Annotated in this window: 15 protein-coding genes and 1 pseudogene; 9 read left to right on the forward strand and 7 right to left on the reverse strand. The window is 66.3% G+C overall.

Annotated elements, in window-relative coordinates:
* Positions 1-22 precede the first annotated feature (22 nt).
* Positions 23-307: a DUF1540 domain-containing protein gene (locus ABFP37_RS21410; RefSeq protein WP_078029045.1), complete on the reverse strand. Its 285-nt coding sequence runs from the start codon at positions 305-307 to the stop codon at positions 23-25.
* Positions 308-673: 366 nt separating this feature from the next.
* Between ABFP37_RS21410 and fdhA the strand changes: the two genes are divergently transcribed.
* Both fdhA and ABFP37_RS21420 read left to right on the forward strand, forming a co-directional pair.
* Positions 674-1,885, forward strand: coding sequence for a formaldehyde dehydrogenase, glutathione-independent (fdhA, locus tag ABFP37_RS21415; protein WP_078029046.1), 1,212 nt, complete (start codon positions 674-676; stop codon positions 1,883-1,885).
* A gap of 409 nt (positions 1,886-2,294) precedes the next feature.
* The gene (locus ABFP37_RS21420) at positions 2,295-2,840 is read left to right on the forward strand and encodes a YceI family protein (protein ID WP_078029047.1); all 546 of its coding nucleotides are present in this window, start codon (positions 2,295-2,297) and stop codon (positions 2,838-2,840) included.
* A 64-nt stretch (positions 2,841-2,904) separates the two neighbouring features.
* On the opposite strand, the gene ABFP37_RS21425 is transcribed toward ABFP37_RS21420, so the two are convergent.
* Positions 2,905-3,636 carry a GntR family transcriptional regulator gene (locus ABFP37_RS21425; RefSeq protein ID WP_078029048.1) on the reverse strand — a complete coding sequence of 244 codons (732 nt, stop codon included), beginning with the start codon at positions 3,634-3,636 and terminating at the stop codon, positions 2,905-2,907.
* 161 nt (positions 3,637-3,797) lie between these two features.
* Between ABFP37_RS21425 and ABFP37_RS21430 the strand changes: the two genes are divergently transcribed.
* From ABFP37_RS21430 to ABFP37_RS21460, 7 genes are all read left to right on the forward strand, one after another.
* Complete coding sequence (locus ABFP37_RS21430) at positions 3,798-5,255, forward strand: MFS transporter (RefSeq protein WP_347034878.1); 1,458 nt, start codon at positions 3,798-3,800, stop codon at positions 5,253-5,255.
* Positions 5,252-6,286 carry an L-idonate 5-dehydrogenase gene (locus tag ABFP37_RS21435; RefSeq protein ID WP_078029050.1) on the forward strand — a complete coding sequence of 345 codons (1,035 nt, stop codon included), beginning with the start codon at positions 5,252-5,254 and terminating at the stop codon, positions 6,284-6,286. Before ABFP37_RS21430 ends, ABFP37_RS21435 begins: the two co-directional genes overlap by 4 nt.
* Positions 6,287-6,370: 84 nt before the next feature.
* Entirely contained in the window at positions 6,371-7,582 is a 1,212-nt protein-coding gene (gene manD / locus ABFP37_RS21440) for a D-mannonate dehydratase ManD (protein ID WP_347034879.1), read from the forward strand.
* Complete coding sequence (locus ABFP37_RS21445; protein WP_347034880.1) at positions 7,579-8,550, forward strand: PfkB family carbohydrate kinase; 972 nt, start codon at positions 7,579-7,581, stop codon at positions 8,548-8,550. The genes manD and ABFP37_RS21445 overlap by 4 nt, the downstream gene beginning before the upstream one ends.
* A gap of 53 nt (positions 8,551-8,603) precedes the next feature.
* Positions 8,604-10,019 (forward strand): mannitol dehydrogenase family protein, encoded by a 1,416-nt coding sequence (locus ABFP37_RS21450; RefSeq protein ID WP_347034881.1) that lies wholly within the window; start codon positions 8,604-8,606, stop codon positions 10,017-10,019.
* Positions 10,012-10,638 carry a bifunctional 4-hydroxy-2-oxoglutarate aldolase/2-dehydro-3-deoxy-phosphogluconate aldolase gene (eda, locus tag ABFP37_RS21455; RefSeq protein WP_078029053.1) on the forward strand — a complete coding sequence of 209 codons (627 nt, stop codon included), beginning with the start codon at positions 10,012-10,014 and terminating at the stop codon, positions 10,636-10,638. Before ABFP37_RS21450 ends, eda begins: the two co-directional genes overlap by 8 nt.
* Positions 10,639-10,812: 174 nt before the next feature.
* Complete coding sequence (locus ABFP37_RS21460) at positions 10,813-10,977, forward strand: hypothetical protein (protein ID WP_347034882.1); 165 nt, start codon at positions 10,813-10,815, stop codon at positions 10,975-10,977.
* 202 nt (positions 10,978-11,179) lie between these two features.
* On the opposite strand, the gene ABFP37_RS21465 is transcribed toward ABFP37_RS21460, so the two are convergent.
* From ABFP37_RS21465 to ABFP37_RS21485, 5 genes and pseudogenes are all read right to left on the reverse strand, one after another.
* Positions 11,180-12,376, reverse strand: coding sequence for a TerC family protein (locus ABFP37_RS21465; RefSeq protein WP_078029054.1), 1,197 nt, complete (start codon positions 12,374-12,376; stop codon positions 11,180-11,182).
* Positions 12,377-12,531: 155 nt separating this feature from the next.
* Positions 12,532-12,978 carry an SRPBCC family protein gene (locus ABFP37_RS21470; protein WP_347034886.1) on the reverse strand — a complete coding sequence of 149 codons (447 nt, stop codon included), beginning with the start codon at positions 12,976-12,978 and terminating at the stop codon, positions 12,532-12,534.
* A pseudogene (locus tag ABFP37_RS21475) lies at positions 12,973-13,305 on the reverse strand (helix-turn-helix domain-containing protein); the annotation flags it as partial. The gene ABFP37_RS21470 and the pseudogene ABFP37_RS21475, both read right to left, overlap by 6 nt.
* A 473-nt stretch (positions 13,306-13,778) precedes the next feature.
* Positions 13,779-15,074, reverse strand: coding sequence for a dicarboxylate/amino acid:cation symporter (locus tag ABFP37_RS21480; RefSeq protein WP_347034883.1), 1,296 nt, complete (start codon positions 15,072-15,074; stop codon positions 13,779-13,781).
* 163 nt (positions 15,075-15,237) lie between these two features.
* Positions 15,238-16,179, reverse strand: a 942-nt coding sequence (locus ABFP37_RS21485; protein WP_347034884.1) for a lyase family protein, incomplete at its 5' end; no start/stop codon positions are given.

Here is a 16,179-nt window from a genome sequence, read left to right on the forward strand (position 1 = left end):
TGCGTGGTTGGTGCTGCGTTGGTTACGTGTGTGCGTAGGTGAGGCAGTCGGCGTTGTCAGCACCCGGGCCCACATGGACTTCCGGGGCGTTGCACATCAGGTGGTCGTTGTGGACGCACTCGGCTCGCTGGCACGCCCCGACGTTGGCCAGAACCTTCGGCAGGCCGCCGTGGCTGCCCGTATCAATGAAAGTGGCGCAGGACGCGTGGTCAGTGGTGCCGCCAACCGTGATGGCCTCGGCGTTGCAATGGGTGTGGTCATTGAAGGAGCAGTTGGTGACGCTGCAGTCTGCGACGTGCGTGCTCATGGAGTTCCTCCGGGGTGGGTGCCGCCCGGGCTGGGCGAGGCGCTGGTTCCAACGTAGGCCCGGCCGGCCCAATCAAAAAGACCCAATAGTGTTGCGTATTTATTTGGTTCCGGGCGTCCGCTGCGGGTTGTTCGCCGGCGTGGTTTCGGCCCGGCGCATGCCGGTGAGGGTCTGCTATCAATTTCCAAGTGAACCCGGTAGACCTCACCTCCGCCGGAGTCCTAGACTGGCCTGACCCTCCACTGTCCAGGCACTGACGACGGCGTCCGGCCTGCCGCCGGGGCCTGCCCGGGAGGGCGCATCAGATCGCTCATGTATCACCGCCGACCCTTCATCGGGGAGGGTCCGGGAGGCCAGGAGGAAAAGATGGAAGGGAACAAAGCCGTTGCCTACAAGGGACCCGGCAAGGTGGAAGTCATTGATATTGACTACCCAAGTTTCGAACTCAAGGACGGGCCGGGCGTCAATCCGGCCAATGTGGGGCGCAAGGTTCCCCACGGCGCAATTCTGAAGACGGTGGCCACCAACATCTGCGGCTCAGACCAGCACATGGTGCGCGGCCGGACTACCGCTCCGCCGGACCTGGTCCTGGGCCACGAGATCACCGGCGAGGTGGTGGAGGTGGGACCGGGCGTCGAATTCATCAAGGTGGGCGATCTCTGCTCGGTGCCGTTCAATATCGCCTGCGGACGCTGCCGGAACTGCAAGGAACGCAAAACCGGTGTCTGCCTCAACGTGAACCCTGACCGGCCGGGTAGCGCGTACGGGTACGTGGACATGGGCGGCTGGGTGGGCGGCCAGGCCAACTATGTGCTGGTGCCGTACGCCGACTGGAACCTGCTGAAGTTCCCGGACAAGGACCGGGCCATGGAGAAGATCCTGGACCTGGCCATGCTGTCCGACATCTTCCCCACGGGCTTCCACGGGGCAGTCAGCGCCAACGTGGGCGTGGGCTCCACGGTGTACGTCGCGGGGGCGGGGCCTGTTGGACTCGCAGCGGCGACCAGCGCGCAGCTGCTGGGTGCCGCCGTCGTGATTGTGGGCGACCTGAACAGCGAACGGCTGGCACAGGCCCGGAGTTTCGGCTGCGAAACAGTGGACCTGACCAAGGGCGGCCCGGCGGAACAGATCGAGCAGATCCTGGGGGTTCCCGAGGTGGATTGCGGCGTGGACGCGGTGGGCTTCGAGGCGAAGGGCCACGGTCAGGGCGCGCAGGAAGCCCCGGCCACCGTGCTGAATTCGCTGATGGACATCACTACTGCCGGCGGCGCACTGGGCATTCCGGGCCTCTACGTGACAGGTGATCCGGGCGGCATTGACGAGGCCGCGAAGAAGGGATCGCTGAGCCTGAGCCTCGGCACGGGCTGGGCAAAGTCGCTCAGCTTCACAACCGGCCAGTGTCCGGTGATGAAGTACAACAGGCAGCTGATGATGGCCATCCTGCACGACCGCGTGCACATCGCCAAGAACGTCAACGCCAAGCCGATCCTCCTGAACGACGCTCCGAAGGGCTACGCCGAGTTCGACGCCGGTGCGGCCACCAAGTATGTCCTGAACCCCAACGGCTACCTGAGCTAAGGCGGCAGTCCGAAAGGAGGCGCGCGGGGCGGCGGTCCGGACGCCGGGCTGCCGCCGCCCCCACACCAAAGGCGGAAACGCCCAGGGAAGCAGAGAGCCCCGCACTGCCAAATGGCGATACGGGGCTGCTCCTAGCGGCAGGAACACCACGGATGGGGGATCGAGGTGAACCTATAAATAAGGCTACGTACGTTTCCTGAAAATTAGCTAAGAGTTTAGGGGCAGTGCGGCAACTCCGGCAGGCGGACCCAGGGCCGGGTGCGGGGCCCCGTGGGGGACCTCCGTGTGCGCGTGAGGGGACTTGTTGGGGGCCATCGCCTCGCGGTTGATCCTTGACTTCACCGCCGCGCCGAACAAGTGTTGAGACCGCATCATTCGGCTGGTTTTTCGTCTTTAAGGAGATACGAACATGACTCTTCCCGCAGGCTTGACCCCCGGCACTTGGATCCTCGACGCGGCCCACAGCGAGATCGGTTTTACCGTTCGGCATGCCGGGATCAGCAAGGTCCGTGGGCGGTTTACCGACGCTACCGCCGAAGCCCGTGTGGGCAACTCGCTGGCGGAGTCATCGCTTCGCGCCACCGTCAAGACTGCCAGCTTTGACTCGGGGGACGCCAACCGCGACGCCCACGTGCGCGGACCGGACTTCTTCGACGTCGAGCAGTTTCCCGAGATGACGTTCCGCGCCACGAGCATTGAGGGCGACGGCGAGGACTACACGGTGACCGGGGACCTCACCATCCGGGGCATCACCAAGCCCGTGGAACTTGAAGTCGAGTTCACCGGCGTGGCGGTGGACCCGTTCGGTGCCACCCGGGCCGGCTGCTCCGCGGAGGCGGAGATCAGCCGCAAGGAGTTCGGCCTGACGTGGAACGCGGCGCTGGAAACCGGTGGCTTCCTGGTCAGCGACAAAGTAAAGATCGATATCGATGCAGCGCTGGTGAAGCAGGAATAGGTCAAGCAGGAACAGGTCAAGCAGGAACAGGCGCAACAGTAATGGCGCCGGCAGCAACGGCGCGTCAGGAAAGGCGCGCGATGCTCCGGCGGACAGGGCGGGATGCCGTGCCGTCCGAAAACAGGTCGGGCGACGACGCCTGAATACGCTTGACGTCCTCGAACACGCCGCGAAGGTGGATGCGGAGGGAGCTGTCCGCGTCCGCAAGGTTGTTGGCTTCCAACGCGTCCACCACCGCCGTGTGCTGCTCAATCAGCGTCGATACAGGGCGCGTGTCAATCAGGCTCAAACGCCGGGCACGGTCCAGATGCGCCTTGGCTGAATTGACGGCCGTCCAGGCCGATTCGTGGCCCGCGAGCCGGAGGAGCTCACGGTGGAAGTCCTCGTCCAGCCGGAAGAAGTCCTCGACGTCGCCCGTGGCCTCGGCGGCACGCTGGCTCGCGAGGATTTCCCGGAGGCCCGCTATCCCGGAAGCATCCAGCACCACGTCGGCGAGGGAAGCGCATTCGATGGCCTCGCGGACGAACTGCGCCTCGGATACGCGCCGCAGGTCCACCAGGGACACAAACGATCCGATCTGCGGAAAAACCTGAACCAGGCCCTCCTCGCGCAGCAGGATGAGGCTTTCGCGCACCGGCGTCCTGCTGACGCCGAGTTCCTGGGCAAGCTCGTTTTCGGACAGCGGCTCACCGGGCGGGAGCTGCAGGGAAATAATCCGACGCCGGAGGGTCTCCAGGGTCTGATCGCGCACCGAGAGCCGCGGTGACTGTCCTTTTTCGGGTCTGCCGTTTGCCATGTATCCAGTCTAGCTATCGTTGACAAACTAGAATGGTAGTGCTTGTATGGTAGTAAGAAGGCCGCCGGGACGCAGTCCCATGCGCTACCCAGGGTGGCGGCCACCTTCGCCCCGCAGAACAGCTCCACCTTCCTTTTTCATCGCCTGCAAAGGAGCAACAGATGACCGAGAGCATCGCACCGCCCACTACCACCAGGCGGGAATCCAGGACCACCCAAGACCTCGCCAAGGTTGCGGTGTCCGGCTGGCTGGGAACGGCCATGGAATTCATGGATTTCCAGCTCTACTCCCTGGCCGCGGCCATCGTTTTCAACAAGATCTTCTTCCCCGACGTAAGTCCCGTCATCGGCCTCATCGCCGCCATGGCCACCTACGGCGTCGGGTATGTGGCCCGCCTCGTGGGCGCCGTGTACTTCGGCCGCATGGGTGACAGGATCGGCCGCAAGAAGGTCCTGTTCATCACCATCGCCCTCATGGGCGCATCCACCACCCTCATCGGCGTCCTGCCCACCTACGCCATGATCGGCATCTGGGCCCCGATCCTCCTCGTGGCGCTGCGCTTGATCCAGGGCTTCGGAGCCGGCGCGGAAATCGCCGGCGCCACCGTGATGCTCGCGGAATACGCTCCCGCCCGCCGCCGCGGCCTGATCTCCTCGCTCGTCTGCCTCGGCACCAACTCCGGAACCCTCGCGGCCTCCGCCCTCTGGGCCATCCTGGTCAGCGTGCTCCCCGAAGACCAGCTGCTCAGCTGGGGCTGGCGCGTCCCGTTCCTGGCCAGCTTCGTGCTGATGATCTTCGCCGTCTGGATCCGCCGCTCCCTCAAGGAGAGCCCGGTCTTTGAACAGCGGGCCGACGTCGTGGACGGCGTCGCGCTGTCCAAGGCGGAGATCGCCAAGCAGGAAAGCGCGCAGCAGGAAACAGCACGTCCGGAAACCGTCAGGGCAACCGCCACCACAGCCAACCCCGCGGTTCCCGACCTTGCCGGCACCAGCACCATCGAGGCCGCCCTGCACCAGCGCAAGGGCAAGGCCTTCCTGATCGCCCTCGGCCTCCGCTTCGGCCAGGCCGGCAACTCCGGGCTCATCCAGACCTTCCTCATCGGCTACCTGGCAACCGTCCTGCTGGTGGACAAGTCGGTCGGCACCACGGCGATCGTCTACGGCTCCCTACTGGGGTTCATCACCATCCCCATCATGGGCCTCCTGGGTGACCGTTTCGGTCGCAGGCCGCTGTACCTCGTGCTGAGCACCCTGACGGCGCTGTTCGCCATTCCCATGATGCTCATGGTCACCAGCGGCAACACCACGCTGATCACCATCGCCATCGTCGCCGGCCTCAACCTCGGCGTGCTGAGCCTTTTCGCGATGGAAAGCGTCACCATGGCCGAGTTCTTCGGAGCGCGCACCCGCTTCACCCAGCTGGCCCTGGCCAAGGAGGTCGGCGGCATCCTCGCCACCGCCATCGGCCCGCTGCTGGCCGCCACGCTCACGGCCGTTACCGGACACTGGTGGCCGCTGGCCGCCATGCTGGTTGGCTACTCGCTCATCACCCTCGTCGCCGCCGTCGTCGGGCCCGAGGTCCGCGGCCGCGACATGGTCCGCCTGGAAGACGCGGTATGAAAGCCGTCGTAGTCCACGGAGCCAACGACCTCCGCATCGACGACCGCCCCGAGCCCGTTGCCGGGCCGGGGGAGGTAGTGCTCGACGTCGAATGGGGCGGCATCTGCGGATCTGACCTTTCGTATTGGCGCCACGGCGCCTCGGGGACGGCGGCGCTGAAGGCGCCGCTGGTCCTCGGCCATGAGGTGGCCGGCCGGATCGCCCAGTTGGGTGCCGGCGTCGAAAACCTCGACGTCGGCCAGCCGGTTACCGTGCACCCCGCGGAGCTCGTGGGGGACGGGACCATGCCAGAACGCCTCACTGGCAGGACGAACCTCTACCCGCAGATCAGGTACTTCGGCTCGGCGGCCTTCGATCCGCACACCGACGGCGGGTTCAGCGAACGGAAGCTCGCCAGGGCTTCGCAGATCCGCCCGCTGCCCGATGGCGTGGACACCCTGCACGGGGCGCTCGCGGAACCGCTCGCCGTCGCCATGCACGCCGTCAGCCGCGCCGGGTCGCTTGCCGGCCGGGACATCCTGGTCAACGGCGCCGGACCGATCGGCTCGCTGGTGATCGCGGCGGCCAAGTACGCCGGGGCGAGGGCCGTCATCGCCACGGACATCAACGACGCATCGCTGCGGATCGCCAAGGCCATGGGAGCCGACGAAGTCCTGAACGTCTCCGGCGGCGGCGCCCTGCCGCAGGACATGGAGCTGGTGTTTGAAGCCACCGGCATCCCCGCTGTGCTGGGCGGCGTCCTCCGGGCCACCGCCCGCGGCGGAACCCTGGTGCAGGTGGGCAACCTGCCCGGTGCCCCGGCGCCCGCCGCGCTGGGTGACCTGGTGACGCGGGAGATCACGTGGATCGGTTCCTACCGGTTCGTGGACGAGATCGGCGACGCGCTCCGCGCCATGGCCGACGGCCTGGACGTCTCCCCGGTCATCACCCACAAGTTCGGCATCGACCAGGCCGAGGAAGCCATGCGCGTCTCGGCTGACCCCTCTGCCGGCAGCAGCAAGGTCATGCTCCGCCTCAGCCCAACTGAGTAGCAGCAGGTGTCGTTCTGAGGGCTCAAAACGGCATCCGCTGCGACCTACTTGCCTATTTCCACCACACATCCGAAGGACCAACCAGTGAAGATCACCGACGCACGGGTAGTGGTTTCGTCGCCAGGACGGAATTACGTCACGCTCGTTATTGAAACCGAGGACGGCGTGACCGGCATCGGCGACGCCACGCTCAACGGCCGCGAGCTGGCTGTCGCGTCCTATCTCTCCGAGCACCTGTGCCCGCTGCTGATCGGCCGCGACGCACGCCGCATCGAAGACGCGTGGCAGTACTTCTATAAGGGCGCCTACTGGCGCCGCGGGCCGGTGACCATGACCGCGATCGCTGCGATCGACGTCGCGCTGTGGGACATCAAGGGCAAGGTGGCCGGCATGCCGGTCTACGAGCTCCTGGGCGGGGCGGCGCGCGAGGGCGTCATGGTCTACGGGCACGCCAGCGGCTCAACGCTGCAGGACCTGAGCGCCGACTTCCAGGCCCACCTGGACCTTGGGTACAAGGCCATCCGGGCGCAGGCCGCCGTGCCGGGGCTGGAAAAGACCTACGGGATCGCCCCCGTGGACGGCAAGACGTACGAGCCGGCCAGCGGCAACGTCCCGCAGGAAGACATGTGGGAAACCACGTCCTACCTGGACTTCGCGCCCAAGATGATGGCGCACGTGCGCGAGGAGTTCGGCTACGGCGTGCACGTCCTGCACGACGTCCACCACCGGCTGACGCCGATCGAGGCCGGCCGGCTGGGCGCCTCGCTCGAGCAGTACCGGCCGTTCTGGATCGAGGATCCGACGCCTGCCGAGGACCAGTCGGCGTTCCGCCTGATCCGCCAGCACACCACCACGCCCATTGCCGTGGGCGAGGTGTTCAACTCGATCTGGGACTGCCAGCAGCTGATCACCGAACGCCTGATCGACTACATCCGCACGTCCGTCTCGCACGCCGGCGGCATCACCCACCTGCGCCGCATCTTCTCGCTCGCGGACCTGTACGGCGTCCGGTCCGGCTCGCACGGCGCGGGTGACCTCTCGCCCGTTTCCTTCGCCGCGGCCCTGCACGTGGACATGAGCATCCCCAACTTCGGCGTGCAGGAGTACATGGGCCACCGGGACCCTGCGGGCGAGGTCTTCAAGACGTCCTACACCTTCACCGACGGCTACATGCATCCCGGTGACGCCCCGGGCGTCGGCGTCGAGTTCAACGAGGAGGCGGCTGCCGCGTTCCCGTTCGCCCCGAAGTACCTGCCCATCAACCGCCGGCTCGACGGGTCGGTGCATGACTGGTGAGCGCCTCAACGCAACAGAACGGGCCGTTCGACGTCGTCGTGATGGGGGAGATCCTCGTTGAGGTGGCCACCGACGTGGCGTTCGGCCACGGCGTGCCGGCCCAGCTGGGCATCTCCGGGGACGCGCTGAACGTCGCGGCGGCTGCCGCGGCGGCCGGCGCCCGCACGGGGCTGCTGGCCGTGCTGCCCGACGACGACCTCGGCCAGGCGATCGCCGCCAGGATCCGGGAACTCGGCATTTCCGACGAGCTGCTGACGTTCAGGACCGGCCAGCAGGGCGTCTACCTGGTGCACTGCGATCCGGACGGGCAGCGGGAGTTCTCCTACGCCCGCTCGGGCAGCGTGGGGTCCACGCTCGGCCCGGACGATGTTGATCCGGCCGTGGTCGCGGCGGCAGGGGCTGTCATTGCCGGCGGGATCGCCTGCGCCATTTCCGCGTCGTCCCGGGCGGCCGTCCTCAAGGCAGCGGCCGTGTCCCGCCGTTTCGTTTTCGATCCCAACTTCCGCCCCCGGCTCACGTCCGTGGAAGAGGCGACGGCGGTCCTCACCGAACTGGCGCCGCGGACCTTCCTGGTCACGCCGTCCTTTCCGGGCGAGACGTCCGCGCTCCTGGGCTGCGCCACACCGAAGGAAGCCGCAGCGAAGCTCCGCAGCCTTGGTGCCGCGAACGTCGCCGTGACCTGCGGGGCGGAAGGCATCCAGCTTGAGAGCGAGCATGACTCCGCCTGGGTCAACGCGATTCCGGCGCCGTCGGTGGTGGACCAGACGGGGGCGGGCGACGCCTTCGTGGGCACCCTGACCGCCCGGATGGTGCTGGGCGACGGCCTTCCCGCGGCCGCCCGGTACGGCGCGGCAGCCGCATCGCTCGTGGTGGGCGGCAAGGGCGGCACCGGCTTCATCCCCACCTTCGAGCAGACAAGCGCACATGCGCTGCGGACCCCCGAAGGAGAACTGTCATCACACGCCTAAGCGCCGCGTCGCTGGCTGCGTCGCTGGCTTCCGGCGGAAGCCGCCAGGAACTGTTGCCGCGCGAAAAGCTGCGGCCCGGCATCGTGCACCTCGGCCTGGGTGCCTTCGCCCGCGCGCACACGGCCGTGTTCACCGAAAACGCGATGCTGGCCACCGGCGATCTTAATTGGGGGATCACCGGGGTCACCCAGCGCTCGGATACGGTGGCGCGCCGGCTGGCGCCGCAGGACGGGCTTTTCACCGTGACCGAGCGGGGGAGCGGCGCCGCTCCGCTCCGCCTGGTGTCGAGCATCGTGGAGGCCATTTCCGGGCGGGACCATCCCGGAGCCGTGGTGGACCGCATTGCCGACCCGTCGACGTCGGTCATCACGCTCACCATCACGGAGAAGGGCTACCGGATCGATCCGCGCACCGGATCCCTCAACACCGCAGACGAACAGGTCCGGGCCGACCTCGCGGGGCAGCCTCCGCAGACGGCCATCGGGCAGATCGCACGCGGGCTGCAGCAGCGTGCCCGGGCCGACACGGGGCCCATCACCGTGGTTTCGTGCGACAACCTTCCCGGCAACGGGGAGCTGACTGGCAGGCTGGTGCGCGCGTTCGCCGCCGAACTCCCGGCCGCCGAGGCCGAGCCGCTGCTGGCCTGGCTCGCCGCGAACGTCACGTTTCCCAACACGATGGTGGACCGGATGGTCCCGGCCACCACGGCCGGTGACCTGGACGCCGTCGAACGCGAACTGGGGCTCCGCGACGAGGCCGCCGTGGTGGCGGAACCGTTCCTGCAGTGGGTCATCGAGGACAACTTTGCGTCCCGCCGGCCGCGGTGGGAAGACGCCGGCGCCCTGTTCAGCACGGACGTGGCGGCGTGGGAGGCGGCCAAACTGCGCCTGCTCAACGCGAGCCACTCCATGCTGGCGTACCTGGGCCTGGCGGCGGGCAAACCCACCATCAGCGACGCCGTGGGCGAGGACGCGTTCCTGACCGCTTGCCGGCGGATGATGCACGAGGACGCGCTGCCCACCATCAGCCTCCCCGAGGGGCTGGACGGGAATGAATACTGCGCCCAGGTGCTCAGCCGGTTCGCGAATCCCGCACTAGGCCACACCACCGCAAAGGTGGGCAGCGACGGCTCGCAGAAGATCGGGTTGCGGCTGCTGAGCACCGTCCGCGGGAATCTCGACGCCGGCCGCGAACCACGGTGGGCCGCGCTCGCCGTTGCTGCCTGGATGCGGCACGTGGCGTCGACGCCGCTGGAACAGCTCGACGATCCCCTCGCCGCTGAACTCCACGCGGCACTTCCCGCCACGCGGACCGCCGCCACGGTGGTGCCGGCGCTCCTGGGTTGCGGCAGCATTTTCGACGGCGAACTGGCGGCGAACGCTGTTTTCGCCGCCCTCCTCACGCACTGGTACGGCATTATCGACAGGCACGGGCTGGACGGCCTGAGAAAAGAGATCAACCATGGCTGACGCCACCAGCGTTCTGCACGTTTCCCCGGTCATTCCGGTGGTGACTATCGACGATCCCCAGCACGCGGTTCCCGTGGCCCGCGCACTGGCCGACGGCGGCATCCGGATCATCGAGCTCACCCTGCGGACGGACAGCGCCCTGACGTCGCTGAAGCTCATCGCCAACGAGGTGCCGGACATCCTCGTGGGCGCGGGCACCATCCTCACGCCGGGCCAGGCCGACGCCGCAGTCTCGGCCGGCGCGCAGTTCCTGGTCAGCCCGGGCGTCACACCCGCCCTGCTGGATCACATGCTCGGCCTGGACGTTCCGGTGCTGCCCGGCGTGGCGACCGTGGGCGAGGTGATGGCCGTCCTGGAAAGCGGGCTCGAGGCCATGAAGTTCTTCCCGGCCGGTCCCGCCGGCGGCCCGGCCTACCTGGCTGCAATCGGGGCACCCATTCCGCACGTGCAGTTCTGCCCCACGGGAGGCATCAGCCTGGCCACAGCGCCGGACTATCTCAGGCTGCCCAACGTCTCGTGCGTCGGCGGCAGCTGGCTCACCCCGCGGGCGGCGGTCGAATCCGGGAACTGGCAGCAGATCACGGACCTCGCGCGGCAGGCTGCAGGGCTCGGGACTTAGGCTCTTTAAGTCAGGCCGGCGTCAGCCCTGGGGATTTAGACCCCCGATTCCGGCGAGCATGGACGAACTCCGAAATTCCATAGTCGTGGCAACTGGACGCGCGTAGAGTCGAGAAGGACCGGTCTACCGACGGTCGCAGGCTGGATAGACGGACACTGAACGGAGGAGTTCACGATGAACTTGGGCAACAAGATCAGGCATGCCGCAGAACGTCTGAAGGGACGGACAGGCGGTGCCGCCGGACACACGGGCATGGCCCGGCCGAATGTTTCGGGACGCGGCCACACCGGCGCCAGCGGAATCGGCGAAAAAATCCGCCACTTCCTGAAGAGGCACTAACCCTGCGTGCATACCCCGAGTGTCCTGTGTTCCCGTGGTGACGTGTCGTGACTGACCTACACCTGACTGACACGCACGGGGACGCCGGACTGGCAGATAAATTGCGAAGCGGTCTTGGTCGCCGCCAAGGAGCAAGCGCAACGCGGGGTCACATCGCGCCCAATGGAGCGGCCGAATTTGGGCCGTAGGTGACCCCGCGTTGCTATTTCTCTCCGGCCCGCTCAAGCGCCTGGTCGTGCTCGGCGTGGGCCTTCCGGAGCAGGTCCATGAACTCGGTCTCGTTCCGGATCAGCCGCTTGTACTTCTCCGGGAGCTTCTTCAGCTCTTCCTCCTCGCGGACCATCTTGTCGAAGATGCGCTCCCGCTCCCTGATGTCCGTTTCGTAGTTGAGGTCCACATACTCGGTGGCGTGCCGTTTGGCGCCGGATACCTTGGTCTTGGCCTTGCCCTTGGGGCTGAGGACCGAGGCGAGGACGGTGACGGTGAGGACGCCGAGGATCACCGCGAGGGAGGTTGCGGTGCTGATTTCGACGACGTTGACGTGTTCGCCGTCGTTGACGAACGGCAGGTTGTTCTCGTGCAGCGCATGCAGGATGAGCTTGACGCCGATGAAGGCGAGGATGGCGGCGAGGCCGTAGGCCAGGTAGATCAGGCGGTCCAGCAGTTCATCGATGAGGAAGAACAGTTGCCGCAGGCCCATGAGCGAGAACGCCGTGGCGGTGAAGACGATGAAGACGTTCTGGGTCAGGCCGAAGATGGCGGGGATGGAGTCGAGCGCAAACAGGATGTCCGTGCCGCCGATCGCCACCATCACCAGGAGCATCGGGGTGAGGACGCGTTTGCCGTTGTCCACGGTGAAGAGTTTGTCGCCGTCGTAGTGTTCCGAGGCCGGCAGGAACTTCTTGGCGAGCCGGACCACCAGGCCTTCGCTGTCGTCGTCGTGGGAGTCGGGCTTGAGCAGGTTGCCGGCGGTGATGAGCAGGATCAGTCCGAAAATGTAGAAGACCCAGGCGAAGCTGTTGATCAGCGCGGCGCCGAGGAAGATGAAACCGGTCCGGGCGATCAGCGAAAAGACGATGCCGAACAGGAGGACTTTCTGCTGGTCCGCGCGCGGCACCTTGAAGCTGGCCATGATGATGAGGAAGACGAAGAGATTGTCCACGGACAGCGCCTTCTCGGTGACATACCCGGCGAAGTACTCGGTGCCCATCGTGTGGCCGCCGAAAATCCAGACGCCCAGGCCGAATGCCAGGGCCATGCCCACGTAGATGGCGGACCAGACGGCGGATTCTTTCAGGGAAGGGGTGTGGGCCTTGCGGACGTGGAAGAAAAAGTCGAAGGCCAGGAGCGCCAGAATTCCTGCGACGGTGAGGATCCAGACGAATAGGGGAACTTCCATGCTGCCTCTTTCCTGAGCGATGAGGGGCGCGCCGGAGAGCCCGCCGGGCAATTCTCCCGTGTGGAACACACACCGGGGCCTGGAAACAACCCTACCCAGTCAGGTCTGGCGCGCCGCAACCCGCAGTTTCCGCGCAGCAGTTCCCCGCGGCCCGCTCAGGCGTACATGAGGGAGCCTGGCGTCGTCAGTTTCTGGCCGGTTTCGAGCCAGGTCTTCAGGCCGGAGAGGATCATTGGCCAGCCGCCGTAGAGCTGTTCGTTGGCGCCTTCGCGGAGCTGATCGTGCGTGACGGTCAGGTGGCAGGAATCGTCGCCTACCGGTTCGATCTCCCAGGTGATCCGCGAGGTGCCCTCGGTCTTGACGTCCTCGCCCCAGAGTGCGCGCATGGTCTGCACCAGCCGCCGCGGGGGATCGACCTCGACGTTTTCGCCCTCGCCGAGGAGGTCCCCTCCCGCGGGCGCCATCTCGAACCGGGACCCCGGCGTCCAGTCCGACCGGATCCGCATCCCGAACTGGTACTTGCTGCGGATCTCGCTGTCCGTGATGGCTTCCCAGAGCCGTTCCGGGGTGGTCTTGATGTAGATCTCGAAAATCTTTTCCATGGGACTTTCCAATCTGGTTTTGAGGTCGCTGAGCGCAGCGGCCCATGGTTCTGCATATTTGCTCACCCAGCGGTCGTGGACGAGCCTGATGGGCACCGGATTCAGGAAGTGCAGCTTCTCGCGCCCCCGACGCCGGGTCACCACGAGGCCGGCGTCCTCTAGCAGCTTGAGGTGCTTCATAACCCCGAAGCGGGTGATCTCGAACCGCGCTTCCAGGGCCGAGAGCGTCTGGCCGTCCTCACGGAAGAGTTCGTCCAGCAGTTCCCGGCGGATGGGGTCGGCCAGGGCCTTGAATACGGCGTCCACAAGGCCAGAATAGGTGACCATTTGGTCACATGTCAACGGTCCGTGGGGTTGCCGGGGTTCCGAGGTTCCGTGGGGTTCCGGGGTTCCGGCGTGGGACCCCCGCCCTCTCCCAACTGGGTAGCAGTACGCGCCGTTTTCAGGGCCCAGAACGGTGTGTGCTGCTACCCAGTCGGGCTGAGCGCTATTTTGGGGGAGCGCCAGCGGTCAGGGAATAGAACGGGGTGCAGCTGGCCCTCATACCGGGGGAAATATTGGACCGCACTATCGACGCGCCCTCCAGCGCTGCGAGGTGGTAGCGGACGGTGTCCCTGGAGGCACCAAGTGCGCTGCTGATGTCGGACACTTTGCTCGCCCCGTTTTCTGACAGATATTCGACGATCCCCGATCTGATCCGGTTGCGTCGCAAGGCGGGGCCGACGGTATCCGTGTGATGTGGCGCCCGGCGGACCGGGACGTTCATTACCTTTGGCAAGTCAACTGCCTTCCAGCCCGGGTCAGCGCGTTGCAGATTCCAGCTCGCGGACCTCTTGCCCGTCTTCAACCGGGAGAGCCTCAACCGGGAGAGCCTCGTCGCGGGGAGCGGCTTTGTCGTGGCTTCGGCCGATGACGGCGGTGGCGATGGCATTTCCCAGGATGTTGGTTGCCGTGCGGCCCATGTCCAGGAGCTGGTCGATCACCAGAAGGACACCGATACCTGCCGCGGGGATGCCGAAGCCTGGGACGACGGCGGCCACGACGACGAGCGACCCGCGCGGCACGCCCGCCATGCCTTTGCTACTGAGCAGAAGCATCGCGGTCATGGCGATCTGCTGGCCAAGGTCCATGTCAATGCCGTACGCATTCATCAGGAAGACCGAGGCGAAGGTCATGTACATCATGGATCCGTCGACGTTGAAGGAGTAGCCCAAGGGCAACACGAAACCGGTGGTGCGCTTCTCGATGCCGAACTTGGTCAGGCCCTCAATGAGCTTGGGCAGGGCGGCTTCGCTGCTGGACGTCGCGAATGCTATGACCATGGGTTCGCGTACGATCCGGACCAGGCGGAACGCCGCCCGTCCGAGAAAGGCAACGGCCACGGCGATCATGAGGACCCACAGGGCCGAGAGGGACAGGTAGAACCCGCCGATGAAAGAAGCGTAGGTGGCGAACGCGTCGAGGCCCTGGGAGGTGAAGGCCGACGCGATGCCCGCGAAAACGCCGACGGGTGCCGCCAGCATCACGTACCCGGTCACCTTGAGCATGACGTTCATCAGCTCGTCGATTGCGTTGGCGATGGAGGAGTGGCCCTTCTTCCGAAGGTTCAGCAGGGCGATGCCGAAGAGTGCGCCGAACACGAGGATCTGAAGGGGATTGTTGGCCGTCAGGGCAGCGAAGACGCTCGTGGGGATGATGTGGGTGATGAACTCCTGGTAATCGAGGGGTTTCGTTTCCATCCCCGCGTCACCTCCCGGCATCAGGTGCAGGCCGTCGCCGACATTGAGTACGTGAGCCGTGATGAATCCGAAGGCACCAACGAGGACGGAGGCGGTCAGGAACCAAATCATCGAACGGCCGAAGAGCTTCCCCACGCCGGCGGATTTCGCAGCTCCGGCAATGCCTGAGACAAGGGTGGCGAAGATCAGCGGAGCGATGATCATCTTGATCAGGTTAAGGAACATATGGGTCACGGTGTCGAGGACCGTCACGAGGGATTCGCGGGCGTCTGCGGCCAGCAGCCAGTGGCACACCAGACCGCCGATGATCCCGAACAGTAGCGCTGCCAGAATCCACATAGTTGATTTGTTTTTCATCGTCAGTCCTTGGGTAGGTCCAGTTTCACGGACGGTTCCGGGCACGACGGCGTGCCCCTCACCGCTGTGCGGGAGTGAATGGGTGGCTGGTGCGGCGGCGTGGCCGCCGGCCGCTGGGGAGCTTGCGTCCGCCGGTCGAGCTTGTCGAGACCTGCGGGTGTGCCTATTTGCTGAGGTTGGCGAGGCGTTCGGGGCTGAGGAGTTCCTGGAGTTGGTCGGCGGTGAGGAGGCCGTGTTCGAGGACGAGTTCGGCGACGCCGCGGCCGGTGGCGAGGGCTTCCTGGGCGATGGCGGTGGCGGTGGCGTAGCCGAGGTGGGGGTTCAGGGCGGTGACCAGGCCGATGGATTGTTCCACGGTGAGGCGGAGGTGTTCGGTGTTGGCGGTGATGCCGCGGACGCAGCGTGCCGTGAGGGTGCGGGCGGCTGCTTCGAGGTGGGAGATGCTCTTGTGGAGGCTGTGGACGATGATGGGTTCGAAGGCGTTGAGCTGGAGCTGGCCGGCTTCGGCGGCCATGGTGATGGTGACGTCGTTGCCGATCACCTCGTAGGCGACCTGGGAGACGACCTCGGGGATCACGGGGTTGATTTTGCCGGGCATGATCGAGGATCCGGACTGGACCGCGGGGAGGTTGATTTCGCCGAAGCCGGCGCGCGGGCCGGAGGAGAGCAGGCGCAGGTCGTTGCAGATCTTGGAGAGTTTCACGGCGACGCGTTTGAGGACGCCGGAGAGGTGGACGAAGGCGCCGACGTCCTGGGTGGCTTCGATCAGGTCGGGGGCGGTGATCAGCGGCAGGCCGGTGATCTCGGCCAGGTGGCGGCAGGCGGCGGCGGCGTAGCCGGGGGGTGCGTTCAGGCCGGTGCCGATGGCGGTGGCGCCGAGGTTGATTTCGTGGATCAGCAGGTCCGCTTCGGCGAGGCGGAGGCGGTCTTCGCCGATGGTGATGGCGTAGGTGCCGAATTCCTGGCCCAGGGTCATGGGCACGGCGTCCTGTAACTGGGTGCGGCCCATTTTGACCACGGTGCGGAATTCCAGGGCTTTTTCGGCGAACGCTTCTTCGAGTTCGGCCAGGGCGGAGAGCAGCTCGCGGGCGGCGAAGATGGTGCC

It is taken from the genome of Burkholderia sp. RS01 (assembly GCF_039748055.1).
Classification (GTDB): domain Bacteria; phylum Actinomycetota; class Actinomycetes; order Actinomycetales; family Micrococcaceae; genus Arthrobacter.

Coding starts and splice junctions, on each gene's coding strand:
- ABFP37_RS21410 (WP_078029045.1), bottom strand. CDS start 307: ATGAGCACGCACGTCGCAGACTGCAGCGTCACCAACTGCTCCTTCAAT.
- fdhA (WP_078029046.1), top strand. CDS start 674: ATGGAAGGGAACAAAGCCGTTGCCTACAAGGGACCCGGCAAGGTGGAA.
- ABFP37_RS21420 (WP_078029047.1), top strand. CDS start 2,295: ATGACTCTTCCCGCAGGCTTGACCCCCGGCACTTGGATCCTCGACGCG.
- ABFP37_RS21425 (WP_078029048.1), bottom strand. CDS start 3,636: ATGGCAAACGGCAGACCCGAAAAAGGACAGTCACCGCGGCTCTCGGTG.
- ABFP37_RS21430 (WP_347034878.1), top strand. CDS start 3,798: ATGACCGAGAGCATCGCACCGCCCACTACCACCAGGCGGGAATCCAGG.
- ABFP37_RS21435 (WP_078029050.1), top strand. CDS start 5,252: ATGAAAGCCGTCGTAGTCCACGGAGCCAACGACCTCCGCATCGACGAC.
- eda (WP_078029053.1), top strand. CDS start 10,012: ATGGCTGACGCCACCAGCGTTCTGCACGTTTCCCCGGTCATTCCGGTG.
- ABFP37_RS21460 (WP_347034882.1), top strand. CDS start 10,813: ATGAACTTGGGCAACAAGATCAGGCATGCCGCAGAACGTCTGAAGGGA.
- ABFP37_RS21465 (WP_078029054.1), bottom strand. CDS start 12,376: ATGGAAGTTCCCCTATTCGTCTGGATCCTCACCGTCGCAGGAATTCTG.
- ABFP37_RS21470 (WP_347034886.1), bottom strand. CDS start 12,978: ATGGAAAAGATTTTCGAGATCTACATCAAGACCACCCCGGAACGGCTC.
- ABFP37_RS21480 (WP_347034883.1), bottom strand. CDS start 15,074: ATGAAAAACAAATCAACTATGTGGATTCTGGCAGCGCTACTGTTCGGG.